This window comes from Clostridium sp. Marseille-P299, assembly GCF_900078195.1.
GTDB lineage: Bacteria > Bacillota > Clostridia > Lachnospirales > Lachnospiraceae > Lachnoclostridium.
In genome coordinates this window covers 677092-697508 of the sequence record NZ_FJVE01000006.1, presented here as the reverse complement: position 1 = coordinate 697508, position 20417 = coordinate 677092, and the positions used below count along the sequence as shown (strand labels likewise).

At 34.8% G+C, this 20417-nt stretch carries 21 protein-coding genes; 10 read left to right on the top strand and 11 right to left on the bottom strand.

The features are described from left to right. Window positions 1-384: 384 nt before the first annotated feature. Complete coding sequence (locus BN4220_RS07145) at window positions 385-1155, bottom strand: IS91 family transposase (protein ID WP_066715142.1); 771 nt, start codon at window positions 1153-1155, stop codon at window positions 385-387. Window positions 1156-1254: 99 nt separating this feature from the next. Here BN4220_RS07145 and BN4220_RS20680 point away from each other — a divergent pair, with 99 nt between their 5' ends. Beyond that, window positions 1255-1410 carry a hypothetical protein gene (locus BN4220_RS20680; RefSeq protein WP_347477059.1) on the top strand — a complete coding sequence of 52 codons (156 nt, stop codon included), beginning with the start codon at window positions 1255-1257 and terminating at the stop codon, window positions 1408-1410. A gap of 384 nt (window positions 1411-1794) precedes the next feature. Here the strand turns inward: BN4220_RS20680 and BN4220_RS07140 are convergent, their stop codons facing one another. The 7 genes from BN4220_RS07140 to BN4220_RS07110 form a co-directional block, all read right to left on the bottom strand. Then, window positions 1795-2919, bottom strand: coding sequence for an IS91 family transposase (locus BN4220_RS07140; protein WP_066715140.1), 1125 nt, complete (start codon window positions 2917-2919; stop codon window positions 1795-1797). Between the two features lie 206 nt (window positions 2920-3125). After that, window positions 3126-3812, bottom strand: a complete 687-nt coding sequence (locus BN4220_RS07135; protein WP_066715138.1) for a carboxymuconolactone decarboxylase family protein — start codon at window positions 3810-3812, stop codon at window positions 3126-3128. Between the two features lie 13 nt (window positions 3813-3825). Continuing rightward, the gene (locus BN4220_RS07130; protein ID WP_066715133.1) at window positions 3826-4863 is read right to left on the bottom strand and encodes an aldo/keto reductase; all 1038 of its coding nucleotides are present in this window, start codon (window positions 4861-4863) and stop codon (window positions 3826-3828) included. Window positions 4864-4946: 83 nt separating this feature from the next. Beyond that, window positions 4947-5531, bottom strand: a complete 585-nt coding sequence (locus tag BN4220_RS07125) for a sugar O-acetyltransferase (protein ID WP_066715448.1) — start codon at window positions 5529-5531, stop codon at window positions 4947-4949. Window positions 5532-5533: 2 nt separating this feature from the next. Then, window positions 5534-6007, bottom strand: coding sequence for a flavodoxin (locus tag BN4220_RS07120; protein ID WP_066715128.1), 474 nt, complete (start codon window positions 6005-6007; stop codon window positions 5534-5536). Beyond that, the gene (locus BN4220_RS07115; protein WP_066715126.1) at window positions 6000-6455 is read right to left on the bottom strand and encodes a cupin domain-containing protein; all 456 of its coding nucleotides are present in this window, start codon (window positions 6453-6455) and stop codon (window positions 6000-6002) included. The genes BN4220_RS07120 and BN4220_RS07115 overlap by 8 nt, the downstream gene beginning before the upstream one ends. Window positions 6456-6635: 180 nt before the next feature. Then, the gene (locus BN4220_RS07110; protein ID WP_066715125.1) at window positions 6636-7526 is read right to left on the bottom strand and encodes a LysR family transcriptional regulator; all 891 of its coding nucleotides are present in this window, start codon (window positions 7524-7526) and stop codon (window positions 6636-6638) included. A gap of 311 nt (window positions 7527-7837) precedes the next feature. On the opposite strand from BN4220_RS07110, the gene BN4220_RS07105 reads away from it, so the two are divergent. Together BN4220_RS07105 and BN4220_RS07100 are read left to right on the top strand one after the other, a co-directional pair. Beyond that, window positions 7838-8311 carry a hypothetical protein gene (locus BN4220_RS07105; protein ID WP_066715123.1) on the top strand — a complete coding sequence of 158 codons (474 nt, stop codon included), beginning with the start codon at window positions 7838-7840 and terminating at the stop codon, window positions 8309-8311. Window positions 8312-8413: 102 nt separating this feature from the next. Next, window positions 8414-8782 carry a zinc ribbon domain-containing protein gene (locus BN4220_RS07100; protein ID WP_066715121.1) on the top strand — a complete coding sequence of 123 codons (369 nt, stop codon included), beginning with the start codon at window positions 8414-8416 and terminating at the stop codon, window positions 8780-8782. Between the two features lie 100 nt (window positions 8783-8882). Here BN4220_RS07100 and BN4220_RS07095 read toward each other — a convergent pair whose 3' ends face one another. Together BN4220_RS07095 and BN4220_RS07090 are read right to left on the bottom strand one after the other, a co-directional pair. Next, window positions 8883-9071: a ferredoxin gene (locus tag BN4220_RS07095; RefSeq protein WP_066715119.1), complete on the bottom strand. Its 189-nt coding sequence runs from the start codon at window positions 9069-9071 to the stop codon at window positions 8883-8885. A 161-nt stretch (window positions 9072-9232) separates the two neighbouring features. After that, entirely contained in the window at window positions 9233-9445 is a 213-nt protein-coding gene (locus tag BN4220_RS07090; RefSeq protein ID WP_066715115.1) for a DUF1858 domain-containing protein, read from the bottom strand. Between the two features lie 157 nt (window positions 9446-9602). Here BN4220_RS07090 and BN4220_RS07085 point away from each other — a divergent pair, with 157 nt between their 5' ends. Together BN4220_RS07085 and BN4220_RS19760 are read left to right on the top strand one after the other, a co-directional pair. Then, complete coding sequence (locus BN4220_RS07085) at window positions 9603-10208, top strand: hypothetical protein (protein ID WP_066715113.1); 606 nt, start codon at window positions 9603-9605, stop codon at window positions 10206-10208. Window positions 10209-10306: 98 nt separating this feature from the next. Next, window positions 10307-11730 (top strand): IS3 family transposase gene (locus BN4220_RS19760; RefSeq protein WP_242867755.1). Its coding sequence is split into 2 segments (ribosomal slippage): window positions 10307-10832 and window positions 10832-11730, totalling 1425 coding nucleotides; the frame shifts between segments, so codons are not numbered across the junction. 386 nt (window positions 11731-12116) lie between these two features. On the opposite strand, the gene BN4220_RS07070 is transcribed toward BN4220_RS19760, so the two are convergent. Then, on the bottom strand, window positions 12117-12542 hold the full coding sequence (locus BN4220_RS07070; RefSeq protein ID WP_066715107.1) for a metal-dependent transcriptional regulator: 426 nt from the start codon (window positions 12540-12542) through the stop codon (window positions 12117-12119). A gap of 232 nt (window positions 12543-12774) precedes the next feature. On the opposite strand from BN4220_RS07070, the gene BN4220_RS07065 reads away from it, so the two are divergent. The 5 genes from BN4220_RS07065 to BN4220_RS07045 all read left to right on the top strand — a co-directional run bounded on the left by BN4220_RS07065 (window position 12775) and on the right by BN4220_RS07045 (window position 20365). Beyond that, window positions 12775-13023, top strand: a complete 249-nt coding sequence (locus tag BN4220_RS07065; protein WP_066715105.1) for a FeoA family protein — start codon at window positions 12775-12777, stop codon at window positions 13021-13023. Between the two features lie 63 nt (window positions 13024-13086). Next, window positions 13087-15654 carry a ferrous iron transporter B gene (locus BN4220_RS07060; protein WP_082812188.1) on the top strand — a complete coding sequence of 856 codons (2568 nt, stop codon included), beginning with the start codon at window positions 13087-13089 and terminating at the stop codon, window positions 15652-15654. Between the two features lie 509 nt (window positions 15655-16163). Further along, window positions 16164-17507 (top strand): TrkH family potassium uptake protein, encoded by a 1344-nt coding sequence (locus BN4220_RS07055; RefSeq protein WP_066715103.1) that lies wholly within the window; start codon window positions 16164-16166, stop codon window positions 17505-17507. Window positions 17508-17564: 57 nt separating this feature from the next. After that, window positions 17565-18215, top strand: a complete 651-nt coding sequence (locus tag BN4220_RS07050; RefSeq protein WP_066715102.1) for a potassium channel family protein — start codon at window positions 17565-17567, stop codon at window positions 18213-18215. Window positions 18216-18667: 452 nt separating this feature from the next. Beyond that, on the top strand, window positions 18668-20365 hold the full coding sequence (locus tag BN4220_RS07045; protein WP_066715100.1) for an FAD-dependent oxidoreductase: 1698 nt from the start codon (window positions 18668-18670) through the stop codon (window positions 20363-20365). Window positions 20366-20417: the final 52 nt, after the last annotated feature.

Below are 20417 nucleotides of genomic sequence, written 5' to 3'. Positions count from 1 at the left end.
ACTCCTACTAATCCTGCCAAAAGTTACAGCTCAACTTTTTAGTTTTGCTTTTATTTCTTTATAGGAAACTGCTTTGCAGATTCCTATAAAGAAATAAAAGCAAAATAGGATACAACAAAAAGACGAAATGGGTTAGAAGATGTAAAAACCTTCTTCAAAATCGTCTAAATCATCAAAGATATCTTCATTTAAAAAGTAATCCATATCCAAAAGGTCATTATCGCTCATCTGTTGTATTTCCTTAGATGTCATACCTTCAGGAGGTTTTTGGTGTATTTTATTCGTAATTCCGCTAAAAGTTCTTTTTCAGTCATAGTTATTTATGCCTCCGTTTTGTTTTATGCTTTATATTTTATCTCACGGAGAAATATAAGAAAATAGGAACTATGTGTGAAATTTATAATTTTGCATTACCTTTTCATATAGTTCATCTAGCGGTACACGTTTTTTGTTGTGGTAGAGCTCAAGAATAAGCATAGAGCTACTACAATTAGGACAACGAAGTGGATCATAGCCAAAGGAGGCCAAAATGGAATCGCGCCATCGATTAAAGGATAAAAAGATGCGTTGTTTCTCTTTTGAGATTGCGCGTCTAAGTTTAGAATCTTCTTTACGATGCCTAGCATAAATCCCATAGTATCGTATCATTTTAAAATGTTTTTCTGGGATGTGTTGGATTAGTCGAGCAATAAAATCTAGAACAGGTATAGTTTCTACAATTAGTTTTTCATCCTCATGTCGATTGTAATGAAATGTAACATTAGTTCCATCGTAAGAATCAATACGTTTCGTTGCGATTACTGGTCGGCCAAGGTAACGCCCTATGTATTTAATTGCTGTGTTAGGATCACATTTATTCGGTTTTGCACGAACATAGAATCCATTAGGGCAATATTTATAAATATAAGATTTCATCTTCTTAAAAGAAGGCTCAATGACAGTTTCCATTTCATTGAGTAATGCGGTGCGAAAGGCATTACGAAGTTGAAGGTAATTGTAATGTTTAAAAGGGCGCCAAAGAGTGATATTGCCAGTTGCACTTTCGGAGATAAGGCAATGAATATGAGGGTTCCATTGTAGGCTACGTCCAAATGTATGTAGGACACAAATAAAACCAGGGACAAAATGCTCCGTTTTATTTACTTTTGAAAACATGCGGAGGACAACACTGCGAACAGCATGAAAAAGACAGTTGAGTAAGGAACGATCTTTTAGAAAGAAAGATCTAAGTTCCTCCGGGATTGTAAAAACACAGTGGCGATGTTCACAGTGAATAATTTTGAAGGACATAGAAGTAGTGCGATCAATGGAATACATGTTTCCACAGGTAGGGCAAAAGCGGCTCTTGCAACGGAAGGGAAGAAACTTAAGTTCCTCACAGTCGGACAACCATACATGGCACCGCCATAAGATGGATCACCATAGTTTATCATTTTGTCCACGTTTTCGAGAACGGAAGGACGAGGATGTAAAATATATTTCATTTCTTCATAATGGTTTGTAAAAATCTTTTGTAGTATATTCATAGAACTATTATGAAGGAAAATATCACAAAAAGAAACCCCTAAATTCCCTCATGAGTGAGGGGCAGGGGAGTTGAGAGTGTCGTAGACACTTTGTACATTATTAGGAAACTTCTCAAATCTGAAAAATAGTGTATAATAGAGTAGAAATAAAAAATTGCATGACAAAAGAGCGAAGGTGTGACTTCGCGATGACTTTGATCATGATGTTTTTTTGTTTTTGGTTCGAACTGCATTATTTGACGTTTGAGAAAGAAATTAGAGATTGGATTTATCCATATCCCATTGCCTTTCGATATTGTTCAAATAGTGCAGTTTTTTTGTGGTAAACTTCCAGAACCAACATAGAAGAGCTACACTTCGAACATTTTAAAGGATCATATCCGAAGTTTAAAAGAATTGAGTGTCTCCAATCAAGTAGGGATTTTAAAAACTTAAGCTTTTCATGGGATAGATATTTGAAAAGATGTTTTTCCTGCTTGTGGTGCTTGGCATAAATACCGTAGTATCGCACCATTTTAAAATGTTTCTCAGGTATATGTATAATGAGGCGCTTGATGAAATCAAGTGCAGGAATTGTTTTGGTTACAAGAGAATAATCCTCATGTTTTTTATAATGGAAAGTAACTTGTTCACCATCATAGTGATCAGTACGTGAGGCAGCGATTACTGGCCTTCCAAGGTAGCGAGTGATATATTTAACAGTCTGATCAGGAGTACAATCATTCGGCTTTGCACGAACATAAAACCCATCAGAATGTAGCGTATACATTTCATTTTTTATTTTCCGAAAAGAAGGACCGATGCGATTCGTTAAGCGATCCAAAAGAACTTTTCGAAAAGCTTTCCGTAGAAAGTGATAATCAAAGTGTTTAACAATACGCCAAGGAGTATGGTTTTCAGCCCCACCTTCAGAGATAAGAGCGTGGATATGAGGATTCCATTTCAAATCTCGACCAAACGTATGAAGAACACAAACAATACCAGGAGTAAAGTTTTCAGATTTATTCAAATTAGAAAACATACGAAGAATAGCATCACGGACTGAATGAAAAAGTTCAGCAAGAAGAGAGCGGTCGTTTAGAAAAAAGGTACGCAGTTCTTCGGGGATAGTAAAAACGCAATGTCTGTGTACACAAGAAATAAGCTTAGACGATATACGAAAAGATCGTTTTTGATTATACATGTTTCCGCAAGAAGGACAAAAACGGCTTTTGCAGGTATAAGGAACAAATTTAAGCTCACCACAATCAGGGCAGCCCCAAAAGGCACCACCCTTAGATGAATCACCACAGTCTATCATCTTGTTTACATTTTCGATGACAGACTTACGGGGATGTAAGATATATAGTATTTCTTCAAAATGTTCTTTAAAAATATCTTTTAATATACTCATGGTACTATTATGAAGGAAATTGAAGAAAAAAGAAACCCCTTCCCCTCATGATTGAGGGGCCAGGGGAGTTGAGAGTGTCGTAGACACTTTGTTCTTTACTCAAAAAAATATAAATTGAGATTCTAGTCCATAATGTAAGGGCATTTCTATTGATGGAGTCTGCAGTATATTGGAGAATTAAAGAGTCGCTTGTTTAGTTTTTGTTTTCATTCTTCCACTGCCTTATTGATACAGGTAACTGCGTTTAAACTGCGCGGATAGCCGATATAAGGCAGACATTGCGAGACAACCTTAATAAGGAACTCCTTATCATTGCCCATGTTCATATTGCCTTTTGAATGGGCGATAAGCTGGGGTTCGCAGCCGCCCTGCGCCATAAGAAAACAAAAGGTGATAAGTTCACGCTGTGCAAGGGAAAGGCCGTTGCGGGTATAGTAATCGCCAAAGCAATTAGCCGCTAGCCAACGATTAATATGTCCGGCTTTCCAAGCCTCTTTCATTTGTTCTCCAAAAATTTCTGCCTGTACCTCAATGCCTTTTTCAAGTCTATTATCAAGGGTAGTAGTGGATTGTCCCTCAAGGGGGAGTTTGACACCACGCTCTGCAAGAATTTCATTGGTGCTGTTCAAAAAATGAAGCATTCTGCCATATCCCAAATAATCGGTTGCCTGATAAACGATTTCCTTTATCATTACAGGCGTAAGTCCATTATCTAACGCAGACGGTAATATTTCTTTGTATGCGTCTAATCCTTGACAGCCAATCAGCGTTGCCAAAATCACCATATATCGGGTAGGGGCATCTAATTGCTGGTTTTCTTCGTTTACAACCTCATTAAAAGCAAAATGTTCGAAACGTTCCGTAAATTCTGGGTCGGTTATGTGGGTGTTCATTTTTATTCTCCTTTCAGATTTTTTGATTGCCTGTTGACCAGACGTGCTTTTCTTTTGCGGCGACAGGAGTATTCTGTGCCATAACGCCGACTAATTTATGAGGCACATAGGCTTCTTCCAAAAAAGCAAGTTCATCGTCGTTTAAAATAAAATCCACCGCTTTTGCTGCACCTTCAATATGGTGTAGCTTTGTCATGCCGACAACTGGGGCGGTTACTTTATTCAAAAGCCAAGCGAGAGAGATTTCCGTCATAGAAACGCCGTGCTTTTCGGCAAGATCTGCTACACGATGGATAATAACGCTGTCCTGCTTGGCGGTGGCGTCATACTTAAACCGAGCATAGCTATCCTCCTGCAAACGCTTTGAGGTCTCATCAGGCAGCTTTGCAAGGCGGCCACCGGCAAGGGGGCTGTATGGGGTCATTGCGATATTATTCTCAGCACAAAGTTTTGCCATTTCCCGTTCTTCTTCACGGAAAATCAGATTATAATGTCCCTGCACCGATATAAATTTTGCAAAGTTCTCTTTCTCAGCGAGGGCGTTTGCCTGTGCAAGCTGATACGCATAGCAGTTAGAAATACCGATATAACGGATTTTGCCAGCTTTGACCGCATTGTTTAAACCTTCCATAATATCGTAAAGAGGGGTTGCATAATCCCACATATGATAAATGTATAAATCCACATAATCCATACCAAGGTTATGCAGGCTCATATCGAGCAGCTTTTCAATGTGTTGCTGACCTGTGATACCTCGATCAATCTCTTCCGTTGTACGGGGCAGGAATTTTGTTGCGACTATAACCTCGTCACGCTTTGCAAAATCCTGCAGGGCACGGCCAAGATACTGCTCGCTTGTTCCGCTTTGATACCCGATTGCCGTATCAAAAAAATTAACGCCCAGCTCCAAGCCACTTTTGATGATTTCACGAGAAAGTGTTTCGTTAACCGTCCAAGTATGTTGACCGTTCCTAGCGTCCCCGAATCCCATGCAGCCCATACAGATGCGGGACACATTTAAGTCTGAAATTCCTAATTTGGTGTATTGCATAATCGTCTCTCCTTTTTTGAGGTATCGTCTCATCTGGAAATCATTGTGATATAGATATGCGGCATGACGCACTTCCTAGTTTATCAAGATTCATTTAACCTCTTTTTTACCGTACAGGGATTTCCACAGGCTATGGTATTTGCAGGTATAGATTTTGTAACTACACTGCCTGCACCAATTACTACGTTATCTCCAATTGTAACGCCAGGCAGGATAATTGTACCGCCGCCGATCCAAACACCACTGCCAATTGTAACTGCAGCAGTTTTTGTACGGGTTGCCTTTGTTCCGTCTTTATCTATGTAAATGCGCTCAGTTATATTGAGTGGGTGAACAGCCGTATAAATTTTAACATCAGGTCCAATTAAAGTGTCTGAACCGATTATGATTTTACCTGTATCTAACAGTGTACAGTTCATATTAACAAGACTGTTGCTACCGATAGATATATTGCAGCCGTAGTCTACAAAGACAGGTTGATTTACACGGACATTTTCACCGCAGTTTCCGAACAGCATACGGATAATCCGATTTCGTAACTCTATATTTTCCGCCGGCAGATTATTATAAATGCGCATTAAATCTTTGGCATTACTGCTCAATGTACGAAGCTCTGGGTCACGAGTATCGTAAAACTCGCCACGAATCATTTTTTCTTTTTCGGTCATCATTAGAGACTTGCCACCCAATCTTTTAATGATTTTTCAGATACCTGGTTAAGCATTTTCCCATTTAGCCATTTTGTAGTTTGGGAGCAGAGAGGTTTTAATACTTCCACCGTTTTTCCAAGCCCGCTACCACCTGATGTAGCGAATGGAATGATAGTCTTACCAGAAAAATCATAGTTTTCTATAAAGGTATTAATAATGGTAGGTGCTACATACCACCAAATTGGAAAGCCAATAAATACGGTGTCGTATTTATCTATGTTTTCGAGTTTATCCGCAATTTCAGGGCGAGAATCGGGATTGCTCATCTCAACAGAGCTGCGGCTATTTTTATTCGTCCAATCAAGGTCGGCACGGGTATAGGGAACAGCAGGTTTTATTTCAAACAAATCTGCTTCTGCAATCTTTGCAAGCTGTTCGGCTGCGTTTCTAGTAACGCCGCTTGCCGAAAAATAAGCAACCAATTTTTTAGACATTATATATTCCTCCATATAATGCGTTATATTCTTCATCTGTTACAGGTTCAAGCCATTCGTTGGCGGTTTCTTCACCTGGAACCTCAACGGCAATATGGCTGAACCATGAGTTTGCTTTTGCGCCGTGCCAGTGCTTGACATTGGCAGGAATCGTAATAACCATTCCGGCCGTAAGAGAAACAGGGGCTTTGTTTTCTTCTTGATACCAGCCCTCTCCAGCAGTGCAGATAAGAAGCTGACCGCCGCCTTTTTTTGCACGATGAATATGCCAGTTATTGCGGCAACTCGGTTCAAAGGTTACATTTGCCAGGAAAACAGTACACTCATCAGGTGAAGTCAGCGGATTTAAAAATGATCTGCCGGTAAAATATTGGGCAAAGGCATCATTAGGTGCACCTGTTCCAAAAACATTCAGTTCTTCAAATTGCTTCATATCCTCAACTTTCATATTACAATCTCCTTTCGTATAGTTAATTTTTTATAATTCTATTGCTATTCAACCATTCTTACATTAGAAGAAAGTTCCAATCTACACGGAATATCTTCCAATATTTTCAGATAAAAAATAAAGGTATTCCCTTATTGGAACACCTTTATTATAATTCTGTTTATTTGTAATGTATAATACTTATAATTTATCATTCGTTATGCTTTTTAAGTATTGCTTGCAAAAATCTATAAAAGCAGAGGTAGCCGCAGAAAAAATCTGTTCTTTCTTCCATGCCAGAGCTGTCCCGCTGTCAAGAGCTGGCGCTAATGGAATAAAGCGTAATCCCTCATAACAGCAATTCAGTTTGATTCCAATAACTGCGCCTACATTGCTTCCGGCTAACATCGCTTCATTGTAAAGCAAATTCCCTTTGGCGATAATATCAGCCTGCCCGGCATATTCCCCAAACCATTTACCGATATTACTTTCTAAAAATTCACCTAACGTTGAAATAATCGGAATACCGATCAAGTCCTGCGGCTCAATAAATTTTTTCTTCGCCAACGGAGAATCATTTCTCACTAACGCTCCCCATTGTTCTTTAACAGGCATGCTAATAAACTCGTATTTGCGTATGTCAATCGGTTCGGACATAAGCCCAATATCTAAAAGCCCTCTTTCTATATTGTCACGAATATTACCGGCATTTCCACTATAAAGCTCGTAACGCACAAGAGGGTGTTTTTCTCGAAATGCCGCAATGCAGTCGGTTAAATAACGGGTGGATTGAAATTCACCACTTCCGATTGAAATAACTCCTTCCAGATTTCCAGCTTTGTACGAAAAATCTCGCTTTATTTTATCTGCTAAAGAGAGCAGTTCTTGTGCCCGGCGTTTTAACATCATTCCGTCCTCAGTCAAAATGATATTGTGATTGTTTCTGACAAATAATTCTACGCCTAGTTCTTCTTCCAGCTGTGCAATCTGTCGTGATAGAGTGGGTTGTGTCACGTGAAGCTGTTGCGCAGCTCTTGTAAAATTTTCTTCCCGTGCGATAGCCAAAAAATAATTCAATACCCGAAGTTCCATATCCCCATACCTCCAAGAGTAGTATAGTACAAACATAACAAATCATCAATATATCTAAATATCAGGTATGATTTATTGTAATGATTATGCAGTCGCCTGTGGAAGGCTGACTTAAATTCAAATACTGTGTTTAAAAACATTTACTAAATTATGATTGAATAGGGGGAGTTAATATATTATAATTTGAATGTATAAATTTTACAAAATAGAAGTTATCCGTCTCTCATATAGTTGAAATAATAAATAATTATTAATGGAAAATTCGTAAGTATTCTTCTAGTAAAGTAGTATCATATGAATATGGAGGTTTTATGAAAAATAAGAATAAGGCATTGAAATTAATCGGAATAATTGTGATTTTACTTGCTATATTATTTATTCCTTTAAAAAGAGACATCTGGGATAAAAATGCTAACAATTTAAAAAGATCACTTCATAACATGAGTGACAATACTATTATAGAGGACTTCTCAGAATGGACCCCGTTTGAATGGGACACAATCTATAGTTTTGCACCATATACTTCAAAAGATAGGATTTATGAAGTCGTTGGATATAAGTGGGATCGTATAAGCGAAACAGTAAATGAAGGGATGGATCAAATAGTATTTATGAAAGACGGGAAAGTTGTATGCTACTTGTATGGGTATCCAGGAAATACCAAAATAGGATTTGACTTTGGAAATTATAATGGTAATTATATAAAATTAACATCGGATCAGAAACTGTCTTTTAAAACTATATTAGCTGATAAAGGGGTAATGTATTTGGAGTATCTGAAATAAAGTTAATAGGAAGTTTCATTGTAAGATCAATGTTATTTTATAAAGCATTTCTAATAATCAATAGCAAATAGAACACAAAGAATCAAAGGTAAGGTGAAAGTTATGTTTTTTATTATGGGTATTAGTCAGAAAGAGAAAAAGCTGAATTTTGATCAATTGATGATATGTAAATGTTGTGGAAAATATGGGCATATAGAAGTTTTTATGACTTATACCTACTTTATGTTTTTCTTTATACCAATTATAAAATGGAACAAACGTTATTTTATACGTATGAGCTGTTGTAGTTCTACTACAGAATTATCATCAGAGCTTGGTAAAAAGATAGAGCAGGGACAGGCGGTATCATTGGATTCAGAAAACTTAAATTTTGGACATTATGAGACTCGAATGAAATTCTGCTCCAATTGTGGATTTACAACAACAGAGGATTTTCAATTTTGTCCGAAATGTGGGAAAAGCTTTCATTAATCAAACAAAGAAAATAAAAATAGACCACTGGCTAGGAACCAGTGGTCAAAGTTAGGATAAATTCATATAAATTTTAAGTAATAATTAAGTAATAATAGTTTTATTCTACTGTGATTACAGAAACTGGACAATTATCCTGTGCTTCTGTAGCGCTTGCTTCTGCATCTGCTGGTACTGTATCTACATAAACTTCTGCAATACCATCATCCGCCATTCTAAAAACTTCTGGACATGTGCTTGTGCATAATCCACAAGATATGCAATTATCTCTATCAATGCTTGCTTTCATAATAAATCTCCTTTCATATCTACAAATAGTAAGAATCAAAGGTTGGATATTTAATAATATTTCAATATAAATCACTCATCGATTCAAGCTAATGTTTATACTAAAATAATAATCCAATGAATTATTAAAATCGGTAGCGATAGATACAAATGATAAAAATATTATGCAGTTTCTACGCTGCTTAAGTATTCATTTAATTGATCAACTAAAGGATCAACTTCAATGCCATGAACCATACATGCCTCTTCTAATGATTCCATTTGAGAAGATGGACAACCAAGACAATGCATTCCTGAATCTAATAAAATAGGAATAAGTCCATTATTTATTTGTAAAACTTCGCTTATAACCATTTCTTTATTTACTTTTTGCATATATAATCTCCTTTCAATATGAGATGATGATAGTATTTTACTATTTTAATTAAGTATAACGCATTTAAAATAAATATGTTGTATCTGAGGATACACATTATAAATAAATTTGTAGATATAATAAGAAAAAATAGTTTTTAAACTTAAGGAGGATATTATGAGTGCATTTTTAGGACCAATTCATTTATGGTTATATAACAAAATTCAAATACAAAATGGTATGGTTGAGGCTATCGCTAATTTAGGAGAAAAGGTAGTTCCAAACTTAAGAGACGAACTTGTCTCTAAATATGGAGTATCTGAAACTAGACCGTTAGAAGAAGTAATTGATGAAGGTAATATTCATGGTTGGTTACAAGAACGTGTATCCCAAGCAGAATATAAGTTAGCATATAGCATCACAACTTTATTAAAAAATGAACCAAACATAGCTAGTGAAATAGAAAAGGTCTTTTTTGAAAAGGGAAAAGAAAGCTCTACAATGATTGGTCAGGGAAATGCAATTGATGCATATAAAGTAATTGGTGATAGTTTGTTAGATGGAATGCCTTGTGATCATGCAAATTCAGTAATTGAGAATAGTGAAGATAAAGTTATTTGGAGAAGAAATATCTGTGTTCATCAAGATTACTGGGATGAAGTAGGCGGAGATATAAATAATTATTACAAGTTTAGAGAAGCTTTTATTAGAGGCGCTTTACAAGGAACTAATTTAGAGTATGAAAAAGTAGATGAAGTAACGAATGTAATAAAGAACGCTTAAGATGTGTTAAAAAAAAGCATTAATAAAAAAGCAGCTTAAATTGAGCCGACCCCCAAAAGTTAGACCAAAAATCTAACGATTGGGAGGTCGGTTTTTTCATGGCAAAATATAGCTTTGAATTTAAGAAAAAAATAGTTGAAGACTATTTAGGTGGAAAAGGAGGTCGCAATTATTTAGCAACCAAATATAATGTACCAGCAAGTAGCAACATCAAAAAATGGGTTGATCTATATCGAGCTCATGGAGATGAAGGTTTACTTTGTTCAAGACAAAATGAAAAATATACTTTTGAATACAAACTTCATGTGGTAGAGTTATATCTATCGAGTGAGGTTTCATATCAGGAATTAGCAGTTCAAGAAAAAATCAATAATCCTGCTCAAATATGTAAATGGGTAAATGATTTCAGAATCGCTGGACCTGATGCATTGAGACCTAAAAAGAAAGGTCGAAAGAAAACATTGAATTCAAATAATAAGAACACGAACATAAAAGCCATATCAGATGCTACTTCTGTGGATACTAGTATAGATCATGTAAAAGAACTTGAAGATGAATTATTAAAGTTAAGAATAGAGAATGCCTATTTAAAAGAATTGAGGAGGCTGCGATTAGAGGAGGAAGCTCTTCTGAAAAAACAGCGAGAATTATCCACAGCCTCCGAAGAGACTTCAAACTAAAAAATATTCTCGCAATTGTTGGTTTTCCTAAAGCAACCTATATGTACTGGCAAAAACGTTTTGATAGAGTGAATCCAAATCAAGAATTGGAAGAAAAAATCAAGGAAATCCATTCAATTCATAAAGATTTTGGTTATAGACGTATGCTAGGAGAACTTCGTAAACAAGGTCGCGTTATAAACAAAAAACGCGTTCAACGAATCATGCAGAAACTATCTCTACAGGTTACTTCTTTTACAAGAAAAAGCCGAAAATATAGTTCATATAAAGGGAAAATTGGAAAAGTTGCTCCTAATAGATTACGAAGACGTTTTGAAACCAAAATACCACATCAAAAGATTACCACAGATACTACAGAGTTCAAATATTATGATACTGATTCTAAAGGCCGTATGATTATTAAAAAATTATATCTAGATCCGTTTATGGATTTATGTAATAGAGAAATTATTAGCTATGGTGTATCACCTACACCATCAGCTAAAAACATAATGGATGCACTGAACACCGCAATAGAGATTACATCAGATTGCCCATATCGTAGAACTTTTCATTCAGACCAAGGATGGGGGTATCAAATGAAGGCATATGTTCATACTTTACAAGAACATCGAATCTTTCAGAGTATGTCCAGAAAAGGAAATTGCCATGATAATTCAGTTATGGAAAATTTCTTCGGAATAATGAAACAGGAAATGTATTATGGAGAAGTTTATTACAGTTATGACGAACTTAAAGATGCAATAGATCAATATATAGAGTATTATAATAAGCAACGAATAAAAGAGAAACTTGGATGGATGAGCCCTGTTGAATATAGGTTCAAACTCTTAGCCGCATAAATGAAAAATGCGAAGCGGAAAATCCACTTCGCAATAAAGTCTAACTTTTAGGGGTCACATCAAATTATTAGTTTGAGCTGCTTTTTTATTAATAAGAAAATGCGTCCTATCATTTAAAATCGCACAACTAAGGTTTACACTCGCTTAAAATGAATATGTGGTTAAAACCACTGTGCTCGTCAGCCGTACATAACGATGAAGATATGCTTTGCTCATTCTTTGGTTTTTGATAGAAATAAAAGCATAAATACTTTGTCCAATCACATAAAAACGCTACGTTATGATCGCTCATAGCGCATTATTGTAATTAGTCACTTTCGTAATCGTGCGTCAACGGGAGAATGATTTATACACAATCTTTGATGATGATAAAAATGCATTTTTTTTTATAATACAGATATTTTATCTAAAAAATCTTTGAGATTTTGTATCGTTCTAGTATCAATAAAATGCTCAACTTTTTCTACTTGCTCTAATTCATTGGTGGAATTGTTAATTTTGCAAAATAATTTATGTAATAACTCATGCCTATAAAGAAGGTATTCACCAAGTTCCAATCCTTTTTCAGTTATTAAAATGACACCATACTTTTCAAAATTGACCAAATCATATTTTTTTAAATTTGATGCCATTTTAGATGCAGAGGAAGGTTTTACATTTAATTGCTGCGCTAATAGGTTGATACGGATGATTTGATTGTCTTTGTGCAAGCGATATATCATTTCTAAATAATCTTCCATAGATGACGTAACTTCATTACTTTCCAAGAGATTATAGCCTTTTAATGTATAAAAATTTGAGGATTCATTCATTTTAGCACCTATGCCTTTCCGTTTAAACGACTCAATAAATCAAAATTATTAAATTTGAGATCGATAAAAGTTAGTAAGCAAACGTTATTCTTTCAAGTAAAAATTTCTTAGTTTAGAAAAATTACAATTAAATGAGTTAGCTAGCAAGTAACACTATCTAGAGAAAAACATATATTAGGATATGGAAACATTGTTTCTATATCCTAAATTTTATGTATGGAAAGGGAAGCGTATGACAAGAAGTGGAGTTTTAGCAGAATTAAAAACTGGTCAACAGGCAGTAGTTACGGAACTTAATTTATTTGATTCTATGCGTAGAAGATTACAAGATATCGGTTTAATTGAAGGAACTGTCGTAGAGTGTTTAGGGAAAAGTCCATTAGGAGATCCGACAGCATTTTTAATTCGTGGAGCGGTGATTGCGCTACGTAGCGATGAAACGAAAAGGGTGATTGTTAGGGTTAGTGAGAGAGAAGAATAGTGTGAAGAGAGATGATAGAGAAAAAGTTCGGTAGCAGAGAGTAAGTTAGGCAAGGGGGAGAGCATGAAACTTAAAGAAATACTTAAAAAAGTTGGATTTAAAAGTATCAGACAGAATCGGCTTCAAGTAAAAACGAATGAACTTGATCAGAAACTTTGTATCAAAAAGAAATCTGAGACTGACAAGGTAATTGCATTAGCTGGCAACCCAAATGTAGGTAAAAGTACGGTATTTAATCAATTAACGGGATTGAATCAGCATACAGGAAATTGGCCTGGGAAAACTGTGGCGAATGCCCAAGGATATTGCACATATCAGGAGAACGGGTATGTTTTAGTAGATATTCCAGGTTGTTATTCTTTAATGGCACATTCTACAGAAGAGGAGGTGGCCAGAGATTTTATCTGTTTTGAGAATCCAGACGCAGTGATGGTAGTGTGTGATGCAACTTGTTTAGAGCGCAATCTTAATTTAGTGTTGCAGATATTAGAAGTTACAAAAAATGTAGTTGTTTGTGTAAATTTAATGGATGAGGCAAGAAAAAAAGATATTCATATAAATCTTGACAAGATGAAAGAAAGACTGGGGGTACCTGTAATAGGAACCGCTGCTCGTAATAAAGAGGGGTTAGAACAAATCTTTGAAGAACTTAACCACCTGCTAGAGAAGGAAAGCATATTAGATAAAGATAAAATGATGGAAGAAAAATCATATACACAAACACAGAAGATTAAGGATGAGAAAATATCCGAAGAAGCTCAGAAATTAGAAGTAAGAAAAACATACGAAGAAGCTCAGAAATTAGAAGAAGGAAAAACATACGAAGAGGCTCAGAAATTAGAAGAAGGAAAAACATACGAAGAGGCTCAGATATTAGAAGAAGGAAAAACATCCGAAGAAACTCAGTTAGAGAAAGAAGAGTTATCCAAAGAAACTCAGATATTAGAACAAAAATCATCGAAAGAATCCCAGTTTATAAACACACAAAATCCATATCAAGAAGTTCAAATATCAAAAGAAGAAATCATAGACAAAGATTTAATATTATGGCCAGACCCGATAGCGGATGAAGCAGATTTTTATCCAAAATATATCGAAAAGATGATCATTTTGATAGAACCCCTTGTTAGTCGTGCTTTTCCTAAATACTCAAACAAGCGATGGTTAAGTGCAAGATTATTAGATGCTGATGAGAGCCTACTTCAATCCATTGGTAAATACATAGAAGTAGATGAAAAGCAGTATGAGATTTTAAAAGAAAAACTATTAAATATAGAGAAAGAATTAGAAGAATCATTTATATCAAAAAAGCAGGTCAATGATGATATGGCTGCGTGTTTCGTTAGAAAAGCGGAGAAGATTTGTAAAGAATGTATCCGATTTGAGACGAAAGAATATAGCAAAAGAGATCGAACATTGGATCGATTATTTACTAGTAAGCTCACCGGTTTTCCAATTATGTTTCTTGTATTATTAGGTATTTTTTGGTTGACAATCACAGGAGCAAACTATCCTTCCAAGGTATTAAGTGATGGATTGTTTTGGATTCAAGATAGATTGTTAGATTTTTTTATCTGGGTGGGAGCTCCTAAGCTTTTGTATGAAATGTTGGTTTTAGGAGTTTACCGTGTTCTTGCTTGGGTTGTATCTGTGATGCTGCCTCCAATGGCAATATTTTTTCCTTTGTTTACTTTGTTGGAGGATTTTGGATTTCTACCAAGAGTTGCATATAATCTGGATCGTTGTTTTAAACGATGTAGTGCTTGCGGAAAACAATCACTAACCATGATGATGGGATTTGGATGTAATGCAGCGGGCGTTATAGGTTGCCGTATCATTGATTCGCCAAGAGAAAGACTGATTGCGATAATTACGAATAACTTTGTGCCTTGTAATGGGCGATTTCCAACACTAATTGCAATTATAACTATGTTTTTCATTGGAAGTTCCTTTGGTTGGTTTTCGTCAATAATGTCTGCAGCAATACTTTCTTTGATTATTGTTCTTGGCATCCTCATGACACTTTTAGTTTCAAAATTACTATCGGTTACTATATTAAAAGGAATTCCTTCTTCTTTTACATTAGAACTGCCTCCGTATCGAAGACCTCAAATAGGTAAGGTTATCATAAGGTCGATTTGTGATCGAACGTTATTTGTATTAAGTAGAGCTGTTATAATAGCAATGCCAGCAGGATTTCTTATTTGGGTGATGGCAAATGTAACAATTGCAGATGCAACATTGTTATCGCATTGTTCAAACTTTTTAGACCCATTTGGAAGATTTTTAGGTATGGATGGAGTGATATTATTAGCCTTTATCCTAGGATTTCCGGCAAATGAGATTGTTGTACCTATCATTATTATGGCGTATTTAGCACAGGGAAGTCTTTTAGAAATTGATGATTTAAATGTACTTAAAAAATTATTTGTTGATAATGGATGGAATATTATAACTGCGATCAGTACAATGTTATTTTCTTTGATGCATTGGCCATGTTCAACAACTTGTTTAACGATTCGAAAGGAAACGCAAAGTAAAAAATGGATGTTTATATCTTTTATAACACCAACCATAATCGGAATCGTAGTATGTGCTTTATTTTCTAATATTGCGAGATTATTTTTATAATGAACGTTTGGTATATCCTATGTCTAATGTACACTAGCAAAAGTATATCTTAGTTGAGTAGGTTATCTAAGTCTCTTTCAAATGCATTGTCAATAAGGGGTGTTTGATTTAGTTACTGTTGTTGATGGTAATAACTTATTGTTATAATACCACTAAGATATACTAAAATTTCTCAGATATTTCTTGTTTCTAAGATGTATCTCTAATTTTTTGTTATAGCTTTTATCCTTTAAAATAATTTTTTACATAATTTTATTGCGTTCTAACAATCTTGATGTTATCTTAATAAAATAACACTTCTAATCGCTATAACTATGATATAAGGTCATAAGTTCAAAATTGGAGAAAATCGTTTTTATGATAGATGATTATTAAAATAGCATTCATCCGTTTAATACATAAAATGTAGTTTTGACACGAATCATATAATAAAAATATTAAAAAAAGTATAGTAATAAAAGCAAAATTGCAAAAACTAAAAGAAAAAGCTTGAAAGGCACAATTATTCTATGATTTCTATATTTAAAAATAAATTAACACAAACTCAACTAATTGCTCTGGGATTTTTTATATTAATAATGCTTGGAACGCTGCTTTTAATGCTTCCAATATCCTCAAGAGTACCTGGCGATACATCATTTTTGGATGCACTTTTTACAGCAACCAGTGCAACGTGTGTTACTGGATTGGTAGTCCAAGACACATTTCAACATTGGACTATTTTTGGACAGGTAGTTATATTGCTATTAATTCAAATTGGTGGCCTTGGATTTATGACAATTGGGGTTTGTTTTGCACTATTACTGCGTAAGCGAATCGATTTAAAACAAAGAGGATTATTGCAAGAGAGCGTTAATACCTTAGAGATTGGCGGAATCGTTAGACTTACAAGAAAAATTATAAAGGGTACTATTTTAATTGAAGGAATCGGGGCATTTTTATTATTTCTAAGATTTTATCCCGAATTAAAATTTGGCCGAGCCTTATATTATGGTGTATTCCATGCGATATCTGCATTTTGTAATGCGGGATTTGATTTAATGGGACGAGATGAAGCGTATATATCTTTAGTGGGGTATCAAGGAGATATTCTTGTTAATTTAGTAATTATGAGTCTTATTGTAATTGGTGGTATCGGGTTTGTTGTTTGGGATGATATATCGAAAAAGAAGTGGCACTTTAAGAAGTACATGTTACATACAAAAATTGTGCTTACCATGACATTTTTGTTGATATTTGGAGGAGCTATTCTTTTTTATTTATTTGAACGAAATAATATTATGCAGGATATGCCTTTAAAAAATAAGATATTAAGTTCACTCTTTTGTTCCATTACACCAAGAACTGCTGGTTTTAATACTGTGGATATAGCAGCCTTATCAGAGGGCAGTAAGCTTCTTACCCTTATCTTTATGTTTATTGGTGGAAGTCCAGGTTCTACCGCTGGTGGTGTAAAAACAACAAGTGTTGCAGTAATTTTACTATTTTTATATTCAAATATAAAAAATACCAGTGGTTGTAATGTATTTAAACGTAGACTACCAGAGGATTCTGTTAAAAAGGCTACGGCAGTTTGCAGTACTAATCTTATATTGGCGTTAAGTGTGGCATTGCTTATTTGTGGTATTGACGCATTACCATTAACAGATGTATTATTAGAAGTATTTTCTGCAATCGGTACAGTAGGTATGACTACTGGAATTACAAGAGAATTGGGAAGCATAGCTAGAATTTTTATTATACTTTTGATGTATTTTGGTCGCATTGGTAGCTTATCCTTTGCGCTATCCTTTACTTCAAAAAAGGAAAAATCACATTTATTACAACCAACAGAAAAAATAGTAATAGGTTAAAATAAGAGACCGGTATTCTCTTAGATAAAGTACGAATAGGAAAGGCATGGGTGTAGTATGAAATCTATTTTAATTATTGGAATGGGACGTTTCGGAAAACATTTATGTAGGAAATTTACGGACCTTGGTAATCAAGTTATGATAGTTGATGAGAGGGAGGAACGAATTGATGATATGCTCCCTTTTGCCACAAGCGCGAAAATTGGTGATTGTACAAATGAAGAAGTTTTAAGAGCTCTTGGTATTGGCAACTTTGATATGTGTTTTGTTTGTATTGGAAACAACTTTCAAAGTAGTTTGGAAATCACTAGCCTTGTGAAAGAATTAGGAGGAAAGTACGTAGTTAGTAAAGCGAATCGAGACATCCATGCAAAGTTTTTATTACGAAATGGAGCAGATGAGGTAATTTACCCTGAACGACATGCTGCTGAAAAGCTAGCAATAAGATGCAGTGCTAGAAATGTTTTTGACTATATTGAGTTAACGGAAGGGTACTCTATCTATGAAATAGAAGTGTTACCTGAATGGGAGAATCATAGCATTAGCCAATTGAGTATAAGAACAAAATATCAGATCAGTATTTTAGGTGTAAAAAGAGAAGGGAATATGAAGTTAATGCCATCGGCAGATTATGTTTTAAAGCATGGAGAACATCTTTTGGTGATTGGTGAAAAGAAGAATGTTCAGTATTTATTGAAACGAATGTAGGGACCGATGAATAAGATGTTAGCAGCGGAATATTAGCTCTAAGAATAGAATAAACGGAATGTGTAAAAGGATGTTGATAAATGAATCGCACTCGATTTGTTTTTAACATTCCTTTTTTTATGGAATTTAACACTTTTACTTGAGTAAATTATAATTTTTATTTATGAGGAATCCTTGCTTGTAGTAGATATTTTTAAATTAATACAGTTGTAATAACATTCTCAAACTATTTGCAAATAGGCACCACTTGATTTGAAATTTAAAACAGGAGTATAATAGGATATATTACAACTACGAAGTTTGAGTTACATATTTAAAATCATGTGATTAAGTTACAGAACGCAATAGAAAATTAGGCTATAATATAATTAGATGGCAAGTTAAGAGAACTTGTCCCTTAAAATAAGATTAGAGATCAAAAAATATTAGAAATAAAAAGAGGAGGATTTGCAATGAGCAAGATAGTAATTGTTGGCGGTGTTGCAGGAGGAGCTTCTGCAGCAACAAGATTACGCAGATTAAGTGAAGAAGACGAAATTATTATGTTTGAACGTGGACCGAATGTTTCGTTTTCAAATTGTTCTCTTCCATACCATTTGAGTGGTATGATTGAAAATGCGAATTCGTTAGTAATGATGAATCCAGAGGCATTTCAAACGAGATATCACATTGATGCAAGGGTAAATCAAGAAGTAGTAGAAATTAATAGAACGAATAAAATGATTCGTGTACATAATTTGATGACAGAGGAAATCTACGAAGAAACATATGATAAACTCATTTTATCACCAGGTGCTAAGCCAATCAAACCAAAGATTAAAGGAATTGAAAGTGCAAATGTATTTACGATTCGAAATGTTGAAGATATTGTGCATGTAAAGCAAGGAATTATGAATGCAGGTCATAAAAATGTAGCGGTTATCGGTGGTGGTTATATCGGCATTGAAACAGCAGAGAACCTTGTAAATGGTGGCTATCAGGTAACATTGATTGAAGCTCAAAACCAGGTGCTTAAGACATTTGACTATGATATGGTACAGATTTTCCATCGTGAGTTATATATAAAAGGCGTTAAATTAATTTTAGAAGATAAAGTTAGCGAATTTAATAAACAAACAATCATGTTAGCTTCTGGTAGAACGGTTGAAGCAGAAGCAGTTATTATGGCAATTGGCATTGCTCCTGAAACAACATTGGCGAAAGAAGCTGGGTTAGAAATTGGAAGTACAGGAGCAATTAAGGTTAATTCTAATTATCAAACAAATGATGAAAGTATTTATGCAATTGGTGATGCAATTGAACTTACTCATGGTGTAACGCAAAGAGAGGCTAGAATTTCACTTGCTGGACCAGCGTTAAAACAAGCAAGAATTGTAGCAAATCATATTCATGGTAGAAAAACTGAGAATATTAAGTATTTAGGCAGTTCGGCCATAAGAGTTTTTGATTACAATGGAGCTGCAACTGGTTTGAATGAGAATCTTATTAAGGAACTTGGACTTGATGTAAACTATGAAGCAATTCAATTTATTTTAAATGATAAAGTGGGATTGATGCCAGATGCCCATCCTTTGTTTTTTAAACTTCTTTATGAAAAAGAAACAGGGAAGATTTTAGGGGCGCAGGCAATTGGTAAGGGAAATGTAGATAAGCGAATCGATGTAATTGCTACAGCAATGAAATTTGGCGCTACTGTTGATGATCTAAGTGAGTTGGATTTATGCTATGCTCCGCCGTTTGGAACTGCGAAGGATATTATAAATTATGCTGGACATATTGGCCAGAATTTAATGAATGAAGATTTTAGACAGGTATCAGTTGACAAGCTAAGAAGTCTTATTGAAAATAATGCGTATATTCTAGATGTTCGTGAAGTGATGGAGTATAAGAATGGTCATATCATTGGAGCTGTGAATATTCCACTTTCTAGTTTAAGAGATAGAGTGGAAGAGATTCCAAAGGATAAAGATGTGTACATTCATTGTAGAACTGGACAACGAAGTTACAATGCAGTTATGGCGTTACAGCATTTGGGGTATCATAATGTTATTAATGTGACAGGTGGATTTTTAGGGTTTAGCTTTTATGAATTCTTTGATGACATAAGACTGAATAGGGAGAAAGTTGTTACAGATTATAATTTTAGGTAGTATATATTTTAGTAGTAAATGATTAACTAATAATCAATTAGTCTTTATTTGT